General features: G+C 54.5%; 13 protein-coding genes and 1 tRNA gene. 4 read left to right on the forward strand and 10 right to left on the reverse strand.

The window, feature by feature from the left end; translation table 11 throughout:
• Positions 1-9: 9 nt before the first annotated feature.
• The 3 genes from leuS to M0646_RS05475 all read right to left on the reverse strand — a co-directional run bounded on the left by leuS (position 10) and on the right by M0646_RS05475 (position 4,007).
• On the reverse strand, positions 10-2,577 hold the full coding sequence (leuS, locus tag M0646_RS05465; protein ID WP_286649944.1) for a leucine--tRNA ligase: 2,568 nt from the start codon (positions 2,575-2,577) through the stop codon (positions 10-12).
• Positions 2,578-2,650: 73 nt separating this feature from the next.
• A complete protein-coding gene (locus M0646_RS05470; RefSeq protein ID WP_149818876.1) occupies positions 2,651-3,349 on the reverse strand; it encodes a response regulator transcription factor in 699 nt (232 codons plus the stop codon).
• 52 nt (positions 3,350-3,401) lie between these two features.
• Entirely contained in the window at positions 3,402-4,007 is a 606-nt protein-coding gene (locus M0646_RS05475) for a hypothetical protein (protein ID WP_286626937.1), read from the reverse strand.
• 194 nt (positions 4,008-4,201) lie between these two features.
• Between M0646_RS05475 and M0646_RS05480 the strand changes: the two genes are divergently transcribed.
• A tRNA-Met gene (locus tag M0646_RS05480) sits at positions 4,202-4,275 on the forward strand.
• 69 nt (positions 4,276-4,344) lie between these two features.
• A complete protein-coding gene (locus M0646_RS05485) occupies positions 4,345-5,052 on the forward strand; it encodes a molecular chaperone (protein WP_286626938.1) in 708 nt (235 codons plus the stop codon).
• Here the strand turns inward: M0646_RS05485 and M0646_RS05490 are convergent.
• The 5 genes from M0646_RS05490 to M0646_RS05510 all read right to left on the reverse strand — a co-directional run bounded on the left by M0646_RS05490 (position 5,049) and on the right by M0646_RS05510 (position 12,882).
• Positions 5,049-7,532 (reverse strand): O-antigen ligase, encoded by a 2,484-nt coding sequence (locus M0646_RS05490; protein WP_286626939.1) that lies wholly within the window; start codon positions 7,530-7,532, stop codon positions 5,049-5,051. The genes M0646_RS05485 and M0646_RS05490 overlap by 4 nt on opposite strands.
• Before the next feature lie 71 nt (positions 7,533-7,603).
• Positions 7,604-8,836, reverse strand: coding sequence for an LL-diaminopimelate aminotransferase (locus M0646_RS05495; RefSeq protein WP_149818884.1), 1,233 nt, complete (start codon positions 8,834-8,836; stop codon positions 7,604-7,606).
• Between the two features lie 34 nt (positions 8,837-8,870).
• Positions 8,871-11,546: an alanine--tRNA ligase gene (gene alaS / locus M0646_RS05500; RefSeq protein WP_286626941.1), complete on the reverse strand. Its 2,676-nt coding sequence runs from the start codon at positions 11,544-11,546 to the stop codon at positions 8,871-8,873.
• Positions 11,547-11,848: 302 nt separating this feature from the next.
• Positions 11,849-12,700: a prepilin peptidase gene (locus M0646_RS05505; protein ID WP_399363006.1), complete on the reverse strand. Its 852-nt coding sequence runs from the start codon at positions 12,698-12,700 to the stop codon at positions 11,849-11,851.
• Positions 12,655-12,882 carry a hypothetical protein gene (locus tag M0646_RS05510; protein ID WP_225901554.1) on the reverse strand — a complete coding sequence of 76 codons (228 nt, stop codon included), beginning with the start codon at positions 12,880-12,882 and terminating at the stop codon, positions 12,655-12,657. The genes M0646_RS05505 and M0646_RS05510 overlap by 46 nt, the downstream gene beginning before the upstream one ends.
• Before the next feature lie 307 nt (positions 12,883-13,189).
• Between M0646_RS05510 and M0646_RS05515 the strand changes: the two genes are divergently transcribed.
• Positions 13,190-16,930 (forward strand): PAS domain S-box protein, encoded by a 3,741-nt coding sequence (locus tag M0646_RS05515; RefSeq protein WP_286649945.1) that lies wholly within the window; start codon positions 13,190-13,192, stop codon positions 16,928-16,930.
• 176 nt (positions 16,931-17,106) lie between these two features.
• On the opposite strand, the gene M0646_RS05520 is transcribed toward M0646_RS05515, so the two are convergent.
• Entirely contained in the window at positions 17,107-17,628 is a 522-nt protein-coding gene (locus M0646_RS05520) for a glycosyltransferase family 2 protein (RefSeq protein WP_286626944.1), read from the reverse strand.
• Positions 17,629-17,864: 236 nt separating this feature from the next.
• Here M0646_RS05520 and hemL point away from each other — a divergent pair, with 236 nt between their 5' ends.
• Complete coding sequence (gene hemL / locus M0646_RS05525; protein ID WP_315863180.1) at positions 17,865-19,100, forward strand: glutamate-1-semialdehyde 2,1-aminomutase; 1,236 nt, start codon at positions 17,865-17,867, stop codon at positions 19,098-19,100.
• Here the strand turns inward: hemL and M0646_RS05530 are convergent.
• Positions 19,091-21,247: a histidine kinase dimerization/phospho-acceptor domain-containing protein gene (locus M0646_RS05530; RefSeq protein ID WP_286626946.1), complete on the reverse strand. Its 2,157-nt coding sequence runs from the start codon at positions 21,245-21,247 to the stop codon at positions 19,091-19,093. The two genes, hemL and M0646_RS05530, sit on opposite strands and share 10 nt — an antisense overlap.
• Between the last annotated feature and the right edge of the window lie 49 nt (positions 21,248-21,296).

Below are 21,296 nucleotides of genomic sequence, written 5' to 3' on the forward strand. Positions count from 1 at the left end.
TGCTAGTGTTTAAGGAGTTAGGACAAAGTTCACCAACTTGCCCGGCACGACAATGACTTTTTTAATGGTTTTACCGGCAAGGTAGCGTTGGCCAATCTCCGACTGCTTGGCGGCTTCCTCCAGTTCCACTTGACTAGCCGTGGCAGGGACTTGAATCGCACCACGGGTTTTGCCCATCACCTGAATGACAAGGGTGATTTCATCGGCAACAAGGGCAGTGGGGTCTGCTTTCGGCCAAGGCTGGCGGTGGATGGAGTCGGTGCCACCCAGTTGGTGCCAGAGTTCTTCGCTGATGTGGGGGGCAAAGGGAGCAAGCAGGGTTAGCAATGTTTGGATGCCCTCGCTATACACGCCAGAGGTATAGTAATCGGCGCTACTGAGGACATTGGTGAGTTTCATCAGTTCGGCAACCGCGGTATTGAATTGATAGTCGCCCTCAATGTCCTCGCTAATTTCTTTAATTGCGGTATGAATGGCACGGCGCAGCTCTTTTTCAGTTTTAGTGAGGCTTGCAGGCAGGGGTTGACCCAGCTGACCCCCCTTGACTTTGAAGGTTTGCACCAAGCGCCAGACGCGGTTGAGGAAGCGAAACTGACCTTCGACATCGGCATCGTCCCACTCGAGGTCTTTTTCGGGGGGCGCCTTGAAAAGGATGAACATGCGGGCAGTATCCGCCCCGTACTTCTGAATCACATCGCCGGGGGCAACGCCGTTGTACTTGGATTTGGACATTTTTTCATAGACGACCTCTAGGGCTTCCCCTGTGTCGGGGTCAGTGGGTTGGTTGAGATCGGCGATGCGGCTAGGAATGATGTACTTGCCCGTGCGCGGATTTTTGTAGGTGCGTCCTTGAACCATGCCTTGGGTGAGCAGACGTTGGAAGGGTTCACTGACATGGACAAGCTGGCGATCGCGCAAAACTTTGGTGAAAAAGCGCGAGTAGAGCAAATGGAGAATGGCGTGCTCAATCCCCCCCACGTACTGATCCACCGGCAACCAGTCCTTAATGGCTGCTGGGTCAAAGGGGGCTTCACTGTTGCGAGCATCGGCGTAGCGGAAGTAGTACCAAGAGGAGTCAATAAAGGTATCCATTGTGTCCGTTTCCCGCTGGGCAGGGGTACCACATTTCGGGCAGGGAACATCCCGCCATGCAGTAAGTTTCGCCAAGGGAGAAGGGCCACGACCGGTAAACTCCACTTCCTCGGGGAGCAGCACGGGTAATTCTGAGCGCGGCACAGGCACCGCTCCACACTGCGGACAGTGAATGATGGGAATGGGGACACCCCAATAGCGTTGGCGGGAAATGAGCCAATCCCGCAGCCGATACTGCACTTGCTCCCGTCCCCAGCCTTGGGTGGTTGCGTATTCGGTAATGGCTGCTTTAGCTGCGGTGGAGTCCATGCCATCAAATGGACCACTGTTGATCAATCTCCCCGGCTCCGTATAGGCAGCCTTGAGGCGGGCACTGGCTTTGCCGTCTGGGGGAATGATCACTTGGCGAATGGGGAGCTTGTGGGCCTTGGCAAACTGAAAATCGCGCTCATCGTGGGCAGGCACGCCCATTACAGCACCGGTACCGTATTCGTAGAGGACATAATCGGCAATCCAGATCGGGATTTCTTCACCGGTAAAGGGGTTCAGAGCTTTGCCACCGGTGGCCACACCCCGCTTGGGGCGATCGCCCGCTGTGCGTTCGAGTTCACTTTGCTGTTGGACACTGGCAATAAAGGCTTCGACGGTTTTGCGGCGGCGGCTAGTGGTCACTTTCGGTGTCAGGGGATGTTCGGGCGCCAGCACCACGTAGGTCACCCCATAGACCGTATCGGGACGGGTGGTAAAAACAGCAATTTTCTCATCGCTGCCAACAATTGGAAATTCCAGATAGGCACCCGTGGACTTGCCGATCCAGTTGGCCTGCATCAATTTCACCCGCTCTGGCCAGCCGGTCAGTTGTTCCAAGTCATTCAGCAGTTCCTCGGCATAGGCAGTAATTTTCAGAAACCATTGCTTAAGCAGTCGCCGTTCCACTAAGGCGCCCGATCGCCACGATCGCCCTTCGCTATCCACCTGTTCATTGGCCAACACTGTTTGATCCACGGGATCCCAGTTCACCGCCGCTTCCTTCTGATAGGCCAAGCCCGCCTCAAAGAATTCCAAGAAGAGCCATTGCGTCCAGCGGTAGTAGTCGGGGTGACAGGTGGCCACTTCCCGTTCCCAGTCGTAGGACAGACCCAAGCGCTGGAGTTCTTGGCGCATTTGGGCAATGTTTTGCTGTGTCCAGACGCGAGGATGAATCCCCCGTTCAATGGCGGCATTTTCTGCCGGCAGGCCAAAGGCATCCCACCCCATGGGGTGAAGCACGCGATAGCCCTGCATCCGCCGACAGCGGGCAATGACATCAGTAATGGTGTAGTTGCGAACGTGCCCCATGTGCAGATTCCCAGAGGGGTAGGGAAACATTGAGAGGGCATAGAATTTCGGCTTTTGCGGATCGGTATCGGTGCGATCGATCTGGCGGGCAGCCCATTCCTGTTGCCACTTGGCCTCAATCACTTGGGGGTCGTAGCGATCGTCCACAACAGTTTTCCCGAAAGAACAGCTTATCTATTGTATCTAGCACGTTCCTTTCCAAGATACGGCAACAGTGGTCTTAGCTTGCCGGTGCCGCAACGGGGCGTAGCCGATAGCCTTGACCATAGACCGTTTGAATTAGAGAGGGTTCGTCGGCATGCTCAATTTTGCGCCGTAGCAGCCGAATCTGGGCAGCCAATAGGTTGCGATTGACGCAGGGCTGATCCGGCCACAGTTGACTGGCAATCAATTCATGGCTGAGGAGTTCCGTCGGGTGCTTGAGGAAGAGCGCCAAAAGTGCCGTTTCCTTTTCCGAGAGACAGATGCACTGTTGCCCCCGGTAGAGCAGACGACCTTCGACATCTAAACGCAAATCTTGCCAGCAAAGAATCGGGGCTGCACACCCCATGGTATGTCGCCGCCGCAGCAGTGCTCGTACCCGTGCCAGCAATTCCCGCAGTTCAAAAGGTTTAACCAAGTAATCATCAGCACCGGCATCCAGACCCCGCACCCTGTCATCCACCGTGTCTCGAGCAGTGAGAAAGAGAACGGGAGTCTCATCACCGGCTTGGCGCAATCGTTGACAAAGTTCTAGCCCCGTAGGCGGTGGCACCATCCAATCCAAAATTAAGAGGTGGTAGGGGCGCTGCGTTTGCCAGTAGGCTTGAGCCGTTTCACCATCGTAGGCCACGTCAACGTGGTAGCCCTCTTGGCGCAGGATGTGACCCAAGGGATCGGCTAGCTCCGTTTCATCCTCTAGCAGCAGAATGTGCTCCACAACATCAATTGATGGCCGATGGACACCAAAATTTTAGCGAAATCCTCTTGAGTTAGGCGGCTGCTTGTAGCAACTGAGGCGGCACCGGAATTCCCGCTGCGATCGCCTCCGCTGGCAGTGTGGGTACAAGGCGATAACAGTAGAGAAGAAATTGCTCTAACCATGTTTGTAGCAGGTCTTGCTGCTCCTCGTTGAGGTAGCGATCGAGAGCAGGTACTTGCTCAGTGTAAAAGGTCTCAACCCGAATCGTGCGCAGCCAAGGATGAGTCGGGCGGGTAATCAACCAGTAGTTACGCACAAGGGCGCGACCGAGGTGATTCTGGACGATCTGGCTTGCCTTCCTAAACCATGGCAGATAGTTTTGCAGCGTTTGTACCACTGGTGGCGTAAACAAGGGGCGTACTGCGGATGTCACGCCAAGCAGGTTCAGGATTTCACCCTCTAGTGCCAAGAGGTAGGCCAAATTGATAGGGAGAGACGCCTTAGCCCGAGAGTAGGACATCAGCAATGTTTCTAGGGTGGCACGGGTTGCTTCTGGGAGTCCCTCAATCAGGGGAAGAAGCTGATTTTCAGTTCGCAGGGGACTGGCAGAGAGGGCTGAGCCTTGGCGCTGATAAATTTCCCTCAGAGTATCGAGGAGAAGAGGCGGTAGCAGCATTGCTCAAGGAGTTAGTCTAAAAAGACCTAGGTAATCTTAATACTTTCTTTATATGTGTTTGTCGGGATGATGGAAGTAAGGGTTGCTACAGTTGACCCAGAAAAAACTTAGGGTATTGATAGGATCTTATAAATCTTCTAGCGATCGCTTGCCAATCCTCTAGGGAATACGCTATCTTGGATAAGCTAGAGCAACGCGGGGTAGAGCAGTCTGGTAGCTCGTCGGGCTCATAACCCGAAGGTCCATGGTTCAAATCCATGCCCCGCCATTCATGATCTTCAATCGATTCTGGCGCTTCTTAGCTCCTTTAATTCCTCTCCCTAGCTTGATTCTTGGCATGTCCACAGCGCAGACGGCTCAATATCGCTTGAGTGCGCTGAAGATTGAACTGGCACCCCAAGAACCTTTTACGGTACTGGCGATCGCTAATACGGGCAATGTCCCCCTCGACTTTAAGGTGCGGGTGCAGCAGTGGCAACAGCGGGCAACGGGGGAAGATGAACTCCATCTCTTACCCGCAAATAGCCTAGAGCTAGTCGCCTTTCCCAACCTCCTGCATCTGCCCGTGGGCGGACGGGCTGAAATTCGCATTGGACATCGCTTGCCGGCTGCTGATGTCGAGCGGACATATCGGCTTTTAGTTGCAGAAATTCCTCCAGCCCCTCAAGGAATCGGCTCAGAAACGCGCCTCGTAACGGTGCATAGCCTACCCGTATTTATCAAACCAGCGGTCATTCGGCGGCAGGGGCAACTCCTCAATGCCCAAGTGCAGCAGGGAACCCTGCAAATGACTGTCAGTAATCGGGGCAATGTGCATATCGAGGCGGATCAAATCACAGTCAGAGGCTTGGCGGAGAATGGTCAACGGCTCTTTGAGCTGCGCCCGCAACGGGAATATGTTCTTGCAGGGGTGACGCGGCCCTTAATGCCCATGCCTTTGCCCCAAGACCAGTGTGCAGCCGTGCGAAGCCTACAGATTGTCTTAGACATTGCTGCCAATCCCCCCACCACCCAAATTGAGCGACCCACGGGGGTTTGCCGTTAGAGCCTTTGGTTAAGAGCAGCAAAAAGACGCTGGCGATCGCCCTCTAGGGCTTGATCCAGTTCAGGCAAAAAGGTGTTGTCTGGCCACAGCGATGCAAACAACGTTACCATCGGCAAATTGTCAATGGCAATGAAAAAGTCGGTGGGTTGACGGCCATCAATGTGGCGACTATTCACCCCAAAACCGCTACGGCTATAGGTAATAGCAACAGCAGGAGCCGCCGAACGCAACCACTCAAGGGGTGTTGGCTGACCAGCTATGGAGCGCACCATCTGTTCCAGTTGCTCCGGGCTACCCGACCAAATGGAGGCCAAGAGGTCACGGCGGTTGTTAGGGTCATCCCATGCCTTGAGAAAGGTTTGCAGCGTTGCAGGAGCCTTCAATGTTGCCTCTTGGGGGTTGGCCAAGGGTTGTAGCCATGCAGCTAGGGGGTCGGTGTCCCGAGGGAGTTCCCCTTGCCACCAGCGGAGGAGGGTTGACACTTGACGCACATAGGCGCCTGAGGGGCGATCGCTGGCAATGTCCTGCTCAAGCTGACGATAACGCTCCGTGACCGCCGTCAGAACTGGTTGATAAAAGGGTGCGAGGGGAGCAACCCGCCAAGCCGGACTGGTGATGAAGATGGGATGGCGCAGCACCTCAAGGATCAGGGCTTGGGTGGCGAGTTGCGGTTGATTCTTACGAATGAGGGCTAAGCCGAGACCCAGAAAATTGCCCCGTTTAGCCGGTACAAGTTGAGCCGCTTTGGCAAATGTCTGTGCTGCTGCGCCAAAATTAGCATCTCGCCAGTAGAGCCACGCCAAGTTGCTGTAGCCAAACTCTAGGTAGGGAGACAGCTCAATTCCCTTCTCAAAGTTAACCATTGCTGTGCGCAAGAGGTTGGTTCGTGCTTCAGGATTGTCTGCCATCATGCCCCGCTGGCCATAGTTCCACCCCAGTTGCAGCGGATAGTAGGGTTCCCAAGGGGCGAGTTCCTGAGCATGGAAGAGCTTCTCAGTAAAGCGATTCCAGTCGGGAGGGGTTTCCAAGAGGGCTAGAAAACCTTCGCTGCTACTTGCCCAAGCACGGTGAATCGGTGTCAGCCAACCCACCATCACTAGGATGATTCCTAAACCCACGCCCACCAGCGAGAGTGCCCAGCGTACCCGCAACCGTTGAGGAGGAGCTTGCCCTTGGCCTGTGCGAATCAGGGTTGTTAAGAGGGTGAGTTCAATTAGGAAGAGGCCACCAATGCCGACATTGTCCAGTTGAAAATCCGTAAGACTGAGCACGCCGTAGCCCCAAAGCGCAAAGTAGAGGGCGATCGCCAGCCGTTGTTCCCGCTGTGCTAAGTTCGGCCACCAGCGCCGGTAGCGCATTGCCCAATAGACCAGTAGCCCCACCCCCAAGAGCAATACGGCAATGCCCCAAAGCCCAAGTTCGGCCCAGAGTTGTACGGGGGTACTGTGGAGTTGATAGATCCACTCCGCTTCACGGCCAGCCCAGCCCGGACGATAGTGCTGATACCACAGGGGCACACTACCTAAGCCATTGCCCCTCAGAGGATGTGCGGCCCCCATCCGCCAGCCAACAATACTGGTAATCCAGCGGTAGGCCAGTTCGCTCCCTTGTCCTCCCTGCCAGAGAGCCACTAAGCTGCGGCGCAGGCGATCGTTGGCCAAAGCGACCACCGCTAAGCCCACCAAAGCCAAAAATCCCCACCAGAAGCGACGCTGGCGGCGATAGTGCCAAACCCAACCCACGCCAAGGGGAATGACCATTGCCAGTAAGCCGAGGCCGCCCCCCCGTGAAAATGTTGTATAGAGGGTAACTAGACCCAAAAGCAGCACCGCCATCCAAAACCGGCGCGATCCACTGGTTTCTGCTTCTATGGCCAACAGTCCTACCAAGGGTAATGCCAGCAGCAGGTAGCCCGCCACGTAGTTTTGGTGACCAAAGGGTGCCCAGTTGCGTAGTTCTAGGGTATCTGGATTCAAATGGGGGGTGAATCCTTGAGGGCTATTCAAAATTGCGGGGGCGATCGTCGTGCCCAGCCAAAGGCCTAAACTGACAAGAATCACGAGGGCAGTGAGATAGCCTTGAAAGCGCACGATTTGCCAGCGGCGTTCTGGGGTTCGCAACCAAGCCCCGAGGGGATAAAGGACAGCGATGCTTCCCAAGAGTGCCCAGCCATACCAGCGAGCCTGATGGGGAAAAGCACTCCACGTCCCTGAAATCGCCAATGCCAACAGGAGTAATAGCACTACGCCATCAAAGCCATTTCCCAAGGGCTGCACCCGCCGTTGATAGGCCAACACCTGCAAAAACCAGAGCAGAGGCACCCCCAGCGCGGCTTGCCAGAGTAAGACCCAAGGCCACGCCACCATCAGACTGTGACTATCGGGTAAGAGGGTAAAAAAGGCATAGCCAGCTGCTGTGAACAACCCCAGCAGAATGCCCTCCTGTTTAGCCGCCTGTTCGCCCCAATGTTTTGCCGTCATCGGTGATGCTAAAAGGGTTTAAAGCCGCTCCAACCGCTTTGATGAGCCTTGTCCTGATTCTAGGTGAATTCTTAGGCAAAGGCTGCCACCACCCGATCCATGGCTTCAACCACATTTTCCCGACTATTAAAGGCCGAAAGGCGCAGATAGCCCTCACCCGCTGCCCCAAAACCAGCACCGGGGGTACCCACTACATAGCAAGTGTGCAGCAATTTATCGAAAAAGTCCCAACTGCCAATCCCTTGGGGCGTCTTCAGCCAGACATAGGGAGCATTGACCCCACCATAGACTGCAAAGCCCGCTTGGGTGAGTTTTTCGCGAATGAGACGGGCATTGTCCATATAGAAGGCCACCAGTTCCCGTACTTGGGCTTGACCGGCTTCAGAGTAAACCGCCTCCGCGCCCCGCTGCACAATGTAGGACACACCATTAAACTTCGTGGATTGCCGCCGTTGCCACAGCGCCCAGAGTTCGACGGCCTCGCCACTGGGGGTTTGCCCCTTAAGACCCTTGGGCACCACCGTAAAGGCGCAGCGGGTTCCCGTAAAACCGGCGTTTTTCGAGAAGGAGCGGAATTCAATGGCGCACTCGCGGGCACCGGGAATTTCATAGATCGAGTGGGGAATAGCGGGATCGGTAATAAAGGCTTCGTAGGCGGCATCAAAGAAAATAATTGCTTTATGGGCACGGGCATAGTCCACCCACGCCTGTAAATGCTCCCGTGTGGCCACCGCACCGGTGGGATTGTTGGGGAAGCAGAGGTAGATTAAGTCCACAGGTTCACTGGGCAGCGTGGCGGTGAAGTAGTTTTCAGCGGTAATCGGCAAATAGACCAGTCCAGCGTACTCCCCGCGTTCATTGGCTTCCCCCGTGTGCCCTGCCATGACATTGGTATCCACATAGACGGGATAAACGGGGTCGGTAACGGCAATGCGGTTGCCGTCGCCAAAAATATCGAGGATATTCCCTGTGTCGCACTTGGAGCCGTCGGAAATAAAAATTTCACTGGCATCGATGTCGCAGCCGCGGGCTTGGAAGTCGTGGGCGGCAATTTTTTCCCGTAGCCAAGGATACCCCTGCTCAGGCCCATAGCCTTTGAAGGTGGCGCGATCGCCCATTTCTTCCACCGCTTGAATCATCGCTTGACGACAGGCCGCTGGCAGCGGTTCGGTGACATCCCCAATGCCGAGACGAATCAGGGGGGCATCGGGATGGGCTTGCAAGAATTGATTGACACGGCGGGCAATTTCCGGAAAGAGATACCCTGCCTTGAGTTTGAGGTAGTTTGCGTTAACAAAGGCCATAGTGCTGCTGAGTGAGAAACAGAAGCTCAATATATCAGGATTCGAGAATCCCTTTGAGGCGAGAGTGCGCCAATTGCAGCGCCTCGGATAACTTTTCAGGTTCAGATCCCCCCGCTTGGGCAAAGTTGGGACGCCCACCACCGCGGCCACCACAGACTTGGGCGAGTTCCGCCACCAGTTGACCGGCATGAACCCCCCGCTCTACAACGTCCGGACTGGCGGCGACTAAAAGGTTCACTTTGTCAGCAGCCGGTTGAGTGGCCAACACCACAGCTCCACTACCCAGTTTATTCAGGAGCCATTCAGCGGCGGTTTTTAGCCCTTGGGGATCCACCCCTGCTAAGGAGGCAATGAGAATGTGGGTATTGCCGACGGCTTCAGTCTGCTCCAAGAGGGCTTGAGTTTTAGCGAGGGCTAGTTCAGCTTTGAGGTGTTCCAGTTCCTTTTGCTGGGCTTTGAGATCCGCTTGGAGTTGGCTAATGCGATCTAGAATCTCTTCCGGTTTGGCTTTGAAGCGATCGCACAACTCGCGGACAATGCTATCGCGCTGTTGCAAATAGTCACGCACCGCTGGTCCTGCAATGGCTTCAATGCGACGAATCCCGGCAGCCACGCCACTTTCACTAATGATCTTAAAGAGGCCAATTTCAGCAGTGTTGTGGACATGGGTGCCACCACAGAGTTCCATAGAAACGCCCGGAATATCGAGAACCCGCACCTGCTCGCCGTATTTTTCACCAAACATGGCGATCGCCCCCTTGGCCTTGGCTTCATTGAGCGCCATGATACTGGTGTGGGTGGCATGGCTTTCACTAATCCAAGTATTGATTTGATCTTCAATCTGTTGCAGTTCTTCGCGAGTGAGGGCACGGGGGCAGTTAAAGTCAAACCGCAACCGATCAAAGGCCACCAGTGACCCCGCCTGGGAAATGTTCTCGTCAATCCGCTTTTTCAAGGCCGCCTGCAAGAGGTGCGTTGCGGTGTGGTGCGCCTGTACCCGCCGCCGACAACTGAGATCAATTTGGGCGCTCACGCGATCGCCAACGCTGAGGCTGCCCCGCTCCACTTTGCCGTAGTGAACAAACACTTCCTTTTGCTTTTGCACATCGTGGATTTGCACTAGCGCATCACTGCTGGCAAGATACCCGCGATCGCCAATTTGGCCACCGGATTCAGCATAGAAGGGAGTTTCCTCAAGGATCACCTGCACTTCAGTCCCTGCCGTTGCCGTTGTTACCGGATGACCCGCCACCAAAATCGCTGTTACGGTCGTGGTCAAACTAAACTCGTCATAGCCACGAAACTGCGTCGGATGCAGTTGATCCGCTAGGGAGTCAATCCCCTCTTGAACGGTAATATCAATGGTTTCGTGAGCGGCTTGGGAGCGTTGCCGCTGCTCGGCCATACAGGCCTCAAACTCAGCCACATCCACACCAATGCCTTGCTCGGCGGCAATCTCTTGGGTCAACTCCAAGGGGAAGCCATAGGTATCAAAGAGAACGAAGGCATCGCGCCCTGCCAATTGTGGTTTACTGCGTTTTTTGCCCTTAGTTGTCTTCAATGGAGCGAGCATCTCCGCTAAGAGCTTCTCACCCCGATCCAAGGTCTTAAGAAACTGTTCCTCCTCCCGCTGGAGTTCGCTGAGAATCACTGCCTGCCGCTCACGCACATTGGGATAGACATTGGCAGCCAGATCAATCGCCACTTGAGCCAAGGCAGGGGTCACCAGTTCATTGATCCCCAACAGCCGACTATGGCGGACAATGCGCCGAATCAATCGCCGCAGGACATAGCCACGCCCCACATTACTGGCGGTAACGCCATCGGCAATGAGATGAACCACGGCACGGGTGTGATCGCCAATCACCTTGAGGGACGTTTTGGTGCTGGCATTGGCTTTGCGGTACTGAATCCCGGCTCGCTGCGCTGCCGCCTCAATAATCGGGAAAATTAAGTCTGTCTCGTAGTTGTTGGGCACCCCTTGCAGAACCTGCGCCATCCGCTCCAAGCCCATACCGGTATCAATGTTTTTCGCCTTGAGGGGGGTGCGGCGCCCTTGATCGTCTTGGTTCAACTCCATGAACACTAGGTTGTAGAGTTCAATGAAGCGGCGATCGTCATCGAGATCAACGTCAGCTAGTCCCTTTTCCGGATAGAAGTCGTAGTAAATCTCAGAACAAGGGCCACAGGGACCCGTTGGCCCCGCCGTCCAGAAGTTGCTCTCCTCTCCCATGCGCTGGATGCGCTCCTTGGGCAAGCCCACTTGGCGATGCCAAATGTCATAGGCCTCATCGTCATTTTCAAAGACGCTCACCAAGAGCCGTTCCGGGGGCAAACCATAAACCGTGGTCATCAATTCCCATGCCCAAGCAATGGCCTCCGCCTTGAAGTAGTCGCCAAAGCTGAAGTTGCCCAACATTTCAAAGAACGTGTGGTGGCGAGCAGTGCGACCCACATTTTCAATGTCATTGGTGCGCAGACATTTCTGGGCAGTGGTGGCGCGAGGCACTTTCGGGGCTTCTTGGCCGAGGAAAATTGGTTTGAAGGGGAGCATGCCGGCGATCGTCAGCAGCACCGTCGGATCCTCTGGAATCAGCGAGGCACTGGGCAAAATCGTGTGTCCCTTAGCGGCATAGAACTCAAGGAATTTTTGGCGAATTTGATCACCTGTGAGGGCAGTTGTCGCCGACGCAGAGGGGGACGAGGTCATTGGAGCAAAGTCTCAACGGAGCGCAACAAACGGCAAGAATACTATTTCATCATACTGGATTGTACTCTGGGAATAAGGCACCCCATTGGCAGGATTTACGAGAATAGCCATGGCTGAGCCAGCCACCCGCTCTGAAATGGGTCAACTCCTTGAGGAAGTGAGAGGAATGCGCGCTAATATGAGAAAGTTGCCGATCTGAGCGATCGCCAGCGGGTGGTGGATGCCCGCCTATGGGGTTTTATTGTCGCCCTTGTCAGGGAATTTCGGCTTATCTTGTCAAGTTGTCTTTACTTTGATAAGAGTTAGCGCACAAACACGCCGGGCAAAAAGGTTTCGAGATAAAGATGAATCAATTGGCGGCCAAAGAGACCACTGACAATAGCCGCTACTGCTAAAAAAGGGCCAAAGGGAATCGGTTGCCGCCGCTGAATCCAACCGAGGGCAATCCCCAGTCCACCCATCAGGCCACCGAGGGCACAGGCCAAGAAAAAGGTAACGAGCAATCCCTGCCAACCTAGCCAAGCCCCGATCATCGCTGCCAGTTTGCTATCCCCTCCCCCCATGACCTCCTGACCAAGGGCGATCGCCCCCCCCCAGCGGATCAGATCAAAGAGCCAAATGCCAATCACTGCGGCAATGATGCTTTCCGTGAGTCCGCCTAGACCCGTCGTTAACCCTCTCACGAGCAGGCCGACAATCAACCCCCATTTTGTCAGGGGATGGGGCAGCGTCATCGTGTCTAGATCAATCAAGGCCAAGGCCAAGAGCCACGCACTCAACAGCCAGAGCACAAGGGTTTGCACTTGCCAGCCACTCACAGCCACAATCAGGACGTACAGCAGTGCCGTCAACAGCTCAATCGCAGGATACCGCCAAGAAATCGGTGCATGGCAGTAACGACATTGCCCCCGCAGGAATAGCCAGCCCAAAATTGGGATATTGTCCCAGGGCTTGAGTGTGGTCAAACAGATCGGGCAGCGAGACGGCGGATAAAGGAGCGATCGCCCGCTCGGCACACGGTAGATCACAACATTGAGAAAGCTCCCCACCGCTGCCCCAAGGCCAAAGACAAGGCAGTAGCTAGCAAAGGTCAAAAAAGTTAGTGCAGTTATAGGCGTGTTACTTCCGGCAGATGATCGTAGGGAATAAAGCATTCTTGGGGCAGCAGCACTGGTTGACTAGTAAACAGCACATAGCCCCGCAGGGTTTGCCGATTAACAGCGACACCCGCAGGCACCGTTTTTGCCCCATGAACCTGCTGGTAGAGATTATAGATGGATTGAGCAGCGGCTAGTAGGGGGGTATCAACGGTTTCCATGGTCTGCAAAACTGGCATGTGCCCCACTCCTCGGCAATCGAACAATTAGAAACGGTTATGTTTGGTTTTGAGCCAATCATCAGTTCTCGCCAAGCGCTCCGCCTATGCAAAAGCAGATCTGAAATCCTCTACCTGACTATCAATCATCTTGTCTTAGCAAAGCGATAGCATAGGGGTAGGACGGCGCTAAGACATCTTCCTCGTGAAATCACCTATTCATTAAAGAATTGATTGTTTCACCATGCCCAGCCCCTTGGCGATCGCTAACGTCGCCCTGTAGCTATTGACTGTGTTCCTTGTTTCCTCACACTCCCTTGACCGAACCATGAACTCACAGCAGTTCTCCCTTGCCAATCATCTGCACCATTTACCTCATCCTGTCTTGGCGGGCGATCGCAAGGGCACCATTCTTTATGCCAACGCTGCGGCGCAACGGTTATTGAACCACGCTAGTACCGATTTAGCGGGCCTCTCCGTCATCGAGCTACTGTCCGCCAACTTTGACCTTTCCCTAGAGCGGTTCCAGCAGGTGCTCAACACCCAAACCCCGGCACAATGGGACTGCTATGATCCGCGCAAACAGCAGTGGTGGCAACTGGATTTAACCGCTGATGCTCACGGCTGGACCCTGATCCTAACGGAAATTACGGAACGCTATCGCCATTGGCTGCTCCAAGAAGCGCGGGTTAATGAACTGGAAAAATGGTGGCAGCGATTTCACACCCTGACGGAGATAGGTCAACAGCTCTTCTGGGAAATCCAAGGGGAGTGGTGTTATTGGTACGGTGACAGTCAAGGGGTGCTGGGGTACCCCCTAGAGCAATTGCCCAAAACCCTGCGAGCGTGGCAGCAACTCATCTACCCAGAGGATCAAGAGCGCTTTTGGCAAGCCATCCCTCAGCAAGGGGGAGCAACACCCTGCGATTTGGAATATCGCCTGCGCCATGCCAATGGTGCGTATGTGTGGGTGCGCGATCGCTGGGAATATCGGCAGCAACCACCAAACACCACAACCATCATCGGCGTTATGGTCAATATCCATGACCAAAAGATACAGGAAATGCGCCTGCGGGAAAGCGAACAACGCTATCGCAACCTCGTAGATCACCTACCCGCCGTGGTGTATCGCTGTGCCATCGATGCTTCGTGGACGATGGAATACCTAAGTCCCAAGTTCACTGAGCTGACGGGGTATCTCCCGAGCGAACTGGTGCACAATCAGGTTCGTAGCTACGCTAGTATTACGCATCCAGAAGATAGCGATCGCGTTGATTGCACAATCCATGAGGCCCTTGCCAAGGGCTTGCCCTTTAGTGTCGGCTACCGCATTTTCTGTGCTGATGGGTCGGAGCGTTGGGTACATGAGTACGGTCAGGGAGTCTATGACGTAACTGGCAAAGCCTATGCAATTGAGGGCATCATTGTGGATGAAGCAGAACGAATTCAGTCAGAGCAAGCCCTCAGAGAAAGTGAGTATCCCTGGCGTGCAGTCTTTGAAAATGCCCAAGTCGGGATTATTGTCACTGGCCCTGCTAACCACTACCGCCTTGTGTATTGCAATCCCTTTTTTTGCCAATTTGTCGGCTACACCGCTCCTGAACTGGCAAATCTCACCGCCCATGATCTGACCTTTGCTGAAGATTGGCCTGAGGAGGCGGCTCTCATCCAAGAGTGTCAACTGGGACTGCGCAACACCTATCAAATTGTCAAGCGTTACCGCCACAAAAAAGGGCACACCGTCTGGGGAAATTTAACCCTCTCCTGTGTGCGCAATGCCCATGGTGAGCTTCACCTGCTAATTGCCCTGATTGATGACATTACTAGCCAACGCCAACTGCAACTCGCCCTCGATCGCGAGCGCAACCGCTATGAGCAGTTAGTGAACAATTGCCCCGTCATCATTTTGACTCTCAATCGCGACAAAACTCTCTTAACCAGTAATTGGGTTGGCTTGAAGACACTGGCAGCGGCTCAAGTGGTGCTCGGTATGCTATTTTCGGCACTGCTCCATCCCCAAGAATCAGTGACTCGGGTGGAAGCCCTGATTGACCGCGTTCTGGACGGAGAAACCATTAACGATGAAGAAATTCTGCTGCGTTGCCGCACCGATGCTCCCTGTGATATGCTCAGCCACCTTTTTCCCCTGCTGGATGAGGAGGAAGAAATTGTCGGCTGTGTGGTGGTCTGTACTGATATTAGCGATCGCAAACGTGCCCTTGCTGAACTGGATGAGCGCGAGGCTCAATATCGCAGTGTTTTCGAGTCTGTGGCCGATGGCCTAGTGATCTATGACACCGAAAACCTACAGATCGTTGAGGTCAATGATGCCATCTGCGACGTCTATGGTTTCAGTCGTAGTGAATGCCTTGAACTCCAACCTGAGGATTTTCTGCACCCCGACTACCGCGATCAGTTTCAGGAATTCCTAGAGACGATTCGGCATCAGCCCACTTGGCACGGTGTCAGCAAGCATCGCTGTAGCGATGGCCAGATTATTGATGTGGATATCTTTGCCACAAGGTTGCGCTACAAAGGCAAAAATCAAGTCCTCTGCGTCATCCGCGATATTACACAAATCAAGCGTTTTGAAGAAACTCAAGTGGCGATCGCCAAAGAACTCAGCCGACGGGAAGCACTCTTTCGCAATCTCATTAACGATTTAGATGTGGGAGTGATGCTGCTGTCTGCCGATCTCTACGCAAAAGTGATTAATCCTCGGGGCTGTGAGCTGCTGGGGGTCAAGGAAGCGGACATCATTGGTCAAAAACCAACAGAAATGGCTTGGGATGCCCTCAACGATGCCGGAGAACCAATGCCGCCAGCGGCTTTTCCGCTGATGATTGCCATTGCTCAAAAGCAACGGGTACAAGGGGTGATGGGCATTCTCAATCAACAAACCCAACAGCGGCTCTGGTTGCAAGTGACCGCTGATCCAGAAGTCACGGCAACAGGGAGTATTGAGCAGGTGATTCTCACCTTTAGCGATATTAGCGATCGCAAGCACTACGAGGCCTACCTTCAAGATCAAGCCGTTCGCCAGCGGGAACTCAACCAGCTCATTCAGGAGATTCGCGAAGCCCCTGATCTCAATCAGGCCTTTGCCAAGGCGGTACAGGAGGTGTGTCATATCCTGCGGGTCGATCGCGCCATTGTCGTCAAGTACGAGCCAGAACAGCACCACTGGATTCCCCTAGTGGAGTTTCTCAACAAACCGTATATAACCCCTAGCGTGGGGCTGACGATTCCAGACGAGCATAATCCCATTGCCGCAATCCTCCACCAAGGAAAAATTGCCGAGCTGCCTGCCCTAGAGAATCTGGATCCCACCGATGCAGTGAACCGTGCAATTGCTCAAGTGCTCGGTGGTGGCTGGCTCATTGCCCCAATTCGGATCAATCAGCAGATTTGGGGGGCTTTTTCCTTTCAGCGTTTTAATCATTCCAGCGGCTGGACAGATGAGGAACGCCAACTCATTCTCTCCCTCACCGATCAACTGGCAATTACCATTCAGCAAACAAACTTGTATGACTCACTGCAATTGGCCAATGCCGAACTTTCTCGCCTTGCGACCATTGATGGTCTCACCCAGATTGCCAATCGGCGCTATTTTGACCAGTATTTGCAGCAGCAGTGGCAGTTAGCCCAGCGAGAACAGACGAACATTTCCCTGATTCTTTGTGATGTCGATTGCTTCAAGAACTTCAACGACCACTACGGCCACCAAGCAGGGGATGACTGCCTGATCGCGATCGCGAAAATATTAACCCAAGCGGTGCGCCGTCCCACCGATTTAGCCGCACGCTACGGTGGTGAGGAATTTGCCTTGATTTTGCCCAATACCGATCTCACTGGCAGTCTGCGCGTCGCCGAACGCATCCAACAGCTTCTCTATGCCTTGGAGATTCCCCATATGGCCTCCTCAGTGAGCGATCGCGTCACCCTGAGTATGGGCATTGTCAGCTTGCTGCCCCAAGTTGGCCAACCGGTGAATGAATTCATCACCCTTGCTGATCAGCAGCTCTATCTCGCCAAGCGGGGCGGGCGCGATCGCTATTGCTATGCTTAGGTTCTTGCTTAGTGAGAACTCTTTCGTAGGCCTTCAGCAGATAGTGGGGCTTGAGGGCAGGAACAGTATATGCTTTGGATCATGGCGAACCATCCGCCGCAACCGCTGGCCAAAAATTTTCAACTTGCCCCGCCAGCCCTGATGATCTTGCACCCGTGGCCTTTGGGAGGGCTTTCCTAACAAGCGCTGCTGCCAGTAGTCATCGTGGCCAATGAGCAAAAATCGCCAGTAGAAGTGCCGGAGGCCATTGGGGGAGCATGACTCGCACGGGCTTGGGGTTGACGCCAAATACACTCCCGAATCGCAGTTTCCCCAGCCAGCACTTGAATCTGTTCATTGGCTGTAAAGCTCATCACCATCCTTTGCAACCAACTGCGCTCATAGCAACAGTCCGAATCACAATACACAATCACCTCACCCGTTGCTTTCTCCGCTGCCCACATTTTCACCTCGTAGTAGCCAAGCGCCTTGGGCACGGCACAAAACGTCAGCCAAGGGTAGGCCTCGGCCAGTTGCGCAAGATACGCTTGGGGAGCATCCCCTGTTTCCAAGAGCAGGACTTCATTGGCGGCAGTGGGGGGTAAATCTTGGCTAGCAAGGGACTGGAGGGCACAGTGGAGTCCAGCCATATCCGCATTTGCCAAGTTCTCAGTTTCCAAGATGATGGAGAAGGTGGGCAGAAGTGGCGTGGAGGACATAGACATCTTGCAGAGGTAGCCGTTCTGTGGGTACAACTCCAGTGTTATTCTCCCAAGCGCCATAAATGAGCCGCCCAAACCGTAAAGAATTGCAACATGCGCCTTTGTCGGGTTAAGGGGCAGAAGAATTGCCTATAATACTGTGAGCACGCCAATGCTTGAGGGAGTTGACGTTGACCACGACCGTTTTTCAAACCACAAAATCCCAAGAAATTTTTGCCGCTGCCCAAAAACTCATGCCCGGTGGCGTCAGTTCACCCGTGCGTGCCTTCAAGTCCGTCGGCGGCCAGCCCATTGTCTTTGATCACGTCAAGGGTGCCCACATTTGGGATGTGGACGGCAACCAATACATTGACTATGTGGGGTCTTGGGGACCCGCGATCGTCGGGCATGCCCACCCCGAAGTCATTGATGCTCTCCATGCCGCCCTTGAAAAGGGAACCAGCTTTGGCGCCCCCTGCGTGCTTGAGAATATCTTGGCGGAAATGGTGATTGCCGCTGTCCCTAGTGTCGAGATGGTGCGCTTTGTGAATTCTGGCACCGAAGCCTGTATGGCAGTGCTGCGGCTCATGCGTGCCTATACCCAGCGGGAAAAAGTGATCAAGTTTGAAGGTTGCTACCACGGCCATGCCGATATGTTTTTGGTCAAAGCAGGGTCAGGAGTCGCTACATTGGGCTTACCCGATTCTCCCGGCGTGCCGAAAGCAACCACCGCCGCCACATTAACCGCACCCTACAACGATCTCGAAGCGGTTAGTCGCCTCTTTGAACAGTATCCCAATGACATTGCGGGGGTGATCCTTGAACCTGTGGTCGGCAATGCTGGCTTTATTCCGCCAGATGCTGGCTTTCTCGAAGGGCTGCGGGAGCTGACGAAACAGTACGGTGCCCTCTTGGTCTTCGATGAAGTGATGACTGGCTTTCGCATTGCCTATGGCGGTGCTCAGGAAAAATTTGGTGTGACACCAGACCTCACCACCCTCGGAAAAGTGATTGGCGGTGGCCTACCGGTGGGTGCCTATGGCGGTCGCGCTGACATTATGAAGATGGTGGCGCCGGCAGGACCGGTGTATCAAGCGGGTACCCTCTCTGGCAATCCCTTGGCAATGACAGCGGGCATTAAAACCTTGGAAATTCTCAGCCGCCCCGGTAGCTATGAGCAACTGGATCGGATCACAGGCAAGCTGATCCAAGGACTGTTAGAGGCCGCACGGGAATTTGGCCATGAGGTGTGTGGTGGGTACATCAGTGGCATGTTTGGTCTCTTTTTCACCGCTGGTCCGGTGACGAACTATGAGCAAGCCAAGCAGTCCGATTTGAAAAAGTTTGCGGCCTTCCACCGGGGTATGTTGGAGCAGGGGATTTACCTTGCGCCATCCCAGTTTGAAGCGGGCTTTACTTCCCTTGCCCATACAGAGGCGGATATTGAGCGCACCATTGCGGCAGCGCGGACAGTGCTGAGTCAGCTTTGAGCTTTCACCGTCGCGGCAAGGAGCACCACATCCATTAAGTCCGCAAGGTTGAGGCAGGGAAAGACCATGACATCCCCCAATTGATGAATGGCTCGGCTGCTATCTTCGGCCAAGGTAATCATGGGGAGTTTTCGCAGTTTGGGATGATTCTCCAGATGGGCGACCGCGTCAGCGGGCAAATCCCAAATCAGAACATCGGGTTGCCAAATCTCCACCAAGAGATCGGCCTGTTCAAGGTCTTCTGCTTCGAGGAGCCGCAGGTGGGGCAGGCTAATGTCATGGAGGAGGCCGAGGCGGAGTACCGTTTGATTGAGGAGGGGACGCTCAAAAGTCGATTCTTCCACTGGAGCAACCAATCGCGGGAAACACCAGCGATCGAGGACATCAATCAGCAGGCTGGGATGACTACTCAAGGGCAGCCGTTGTACAAAACCGGTCAAGCCCAAGGGAGTGGCTTCATCGGAGAGGATGATCAACGGAACAGTGGCCGTGAAGGAGCTGGTGGCCAGACTTTCAACCACATCAGCCAGAATGAGACTACTGGCGGGGCGGACGACAATGGCCGTGGGTTGCAGTTGCTCCAGCTTATCCAGCGCTTCAAGGGGATGGCGAGCGACCACATAGCCGTAGTGATTGCGCCGCAATGCGGAAGTCGTGTCCATGATCCACGTGGCATCATTACTCACCAAAAGGATCAATTGAGCCGTAGTGGGTAACTCAGGGGGAAGTTCCTCAGCAAAGGGCAGTAGCACTGTCCACTCACTGGAGTCGTCAGCTTGGGCAATAAAGGAAAGCTCACCATTGTGGAGACGACAGAGTTGGCGGGCGAGCATCAGCCCCATGGTGACTTCGGCATAGTCCTCGAGGCATTCGTGCAGCAGGCGATCGTGATCCTTGAGGGGAATGCCATGTCCCTCTTCCCACAGTTGCAGCGCCAGCCAATTTTGCCAGCGACTCAAGCGCAGTCCATAGCGATCGCTGGGAAAGAGCATCAGCCACCCCAAGAGATGGGCAAGAATCTGCCGTAGCCGCAGAGCATCGCCGTAGAGGTACACATGGCTCAAGGGCTGATCAATGTGCCACTGCCACTGCCAACCTAGCGGGGTTAGATTGTAGAGATGCTCCGCCAACTCCTGCGATCGCAACCACAAACCCGCCAATTCTACGGTTTCCCATTGCAATTCCAACTCTCGCCAAAGGGCACGGGTGTAGTCCTGCCACGCCTGAATGAGGCGATTCATTTGCCAACCGCTACGCTGGATCAGGGCAAGGTAGTCCTGTTGCTCTGGTAGAGGGTGCTGCCACAAAAGTTGGGTGAGGCTGAGAATCGCCGTTAGGGGATTTTTGAGTTCATGCCCCAAGCTCAGGAGGAGGCGCTTTTGCTGATGGAGGCGCAGTTGGTGCAAGCGGGTGGGGGTCGTCGGATCTGACTCCTGCCGCCGTTGGGCAAAAAATAACCAATAGCGATCGCTCGCCACCGCGACACCGCTTTCTGCCTTCTCCCAGTCCAACGACGTTAAATTCAAGGGAAACGAACACACCTGCCAGAGCGATCGCCCGAAGGGCCCGCTACGCGATCGCGCCTCTAGTGCCTGACAATTCATGCCTTCAAATTTAGGCTGCACCAGTGGCAAGAAATCAGTTAAGTGTTCTGACCAAGCGCGATTTTGCCAAACGACTCTCCCTTGGGCGTTTTGAATTTGTACCGGCAAAGGCAATTCTTCAATCACCTCCAGCCAAGGCAAAGGGGGCTGGCACGCCCAGCGATAGAGCAAGCGTTGCTGATCCAGCAGTCCCAAAAAACAACCCTGTGCATCCACAACCGCAATATAGGCTGGCATCTGGACTTGGCTGCGCAACCACCCCTGAAACTGCAATAGTGTCCACGTTGCGGGTACCACCATCACGGGCGATCGCCAAGAAGCCGTCACACTCCCCACCGCCAAGTCGGCTAACGTCCCTTCCCGCTCCAAACTCAACGCCAACTGCCAGCCCTGCACCACTCCCAAGGGTTTTTGCCCCTCATCCACAATGACGATCGTCTCTGGGAGGGTTTCTTGCCAACGCTGGCACACCTCGCTGAGAGACAAACCTGCCCCCACCGTCATTGCAGGTTCAGTAAAGCTGGCTAGGGAGAGGGAATTCATGGATACAGCCCTTTTTTGCAATGGGGGATACATCAAATAATGAAGTAGG

Source organism: Thermosynechococcus sp. B3 (genome assembly GCF_030323045.1).
In the GTDB taxonomy this organism is placed as follows: Bacteria; Cyanobacteriota; Cyanobacteriia; order Thermosynechococcales; family Thermosynechococcaceae; genus Thermosynechococcus.

Coding starts and splice junctions, on each gene's coding strand:
- M0646_RS05510 (WP_225901554.1), bottom strand. CDS start 12,882: ATGCCAGTTTTGCAGACCATGGAAACCGTTGATACCCCCCTACTAGCC.
- M0646_RS05520 (WP_286626944.1), bottom strand. CDS start 17,628: ATGTCCTCCACGCCACTTCTGCCCACCTTCTCCATCATCTTGGAAACT.
- M0646_RS05530 (WP_286626946.1), bottom strand. CDS start 21,247: ATGAATTCCCTCTCCCTAGCCAGCTTTACTGAACCTGCAATGACGGTG.
- alaS (WP_286626941.1), bottom strand. CDS start 11,546: ATGACCTCGTCCCCCTCTGCGTCGGCGACAACTGCCCTCACAGGTGAT.
- M0646_RS05505 (WP_399363006.1), bottom strand. CDS start 12,700: ATGCTTTATTCCCTACGATCATCTGCCGGAAGTAACACGCCTATAACT.
- M0646_RS05485 (WP_286626938.1), top strand. CDS start 4,345: ATGTCCACAGCGCAGACGGCTCAATATCGCTTGAGTGCGCTGAAGATT.
- M0646_RS05515 (WP_286649945.1), top strand. CDS start 13,190: ATGAACTCACAGCAGTTCTCCCTTGCCAATCATCTGCACCATTTACCT.
- M0646_RS05475 (WP_286626937.1), bottom strand. CDS start 4,007: ATGCTGCTACCGCCTCTTCTCCTCGATACTCTGAGGGAAATTTATCAG.
- hemL (WP_315863180.1), top strand. CDS start 17,865: ATGCCCGGTGGCGTCAGTTCACCCGTGCGTGCCTTCAAGTCCGTCGGC.
- M0646_RS05495 (WP_149818884.1), bottom strand. CDS start 8,836: ATGGCCTTTGTTAACGCAAACTACCTCAAACTCAAGGCAGGGTATCTC.
- M0646_RS05490 (WP_286626939.1), bottom strand. CDS start 7,532: ATGACGGCAAAACATTGGGGCGAACAGGCGGCTAAACAGGAGGGCATT.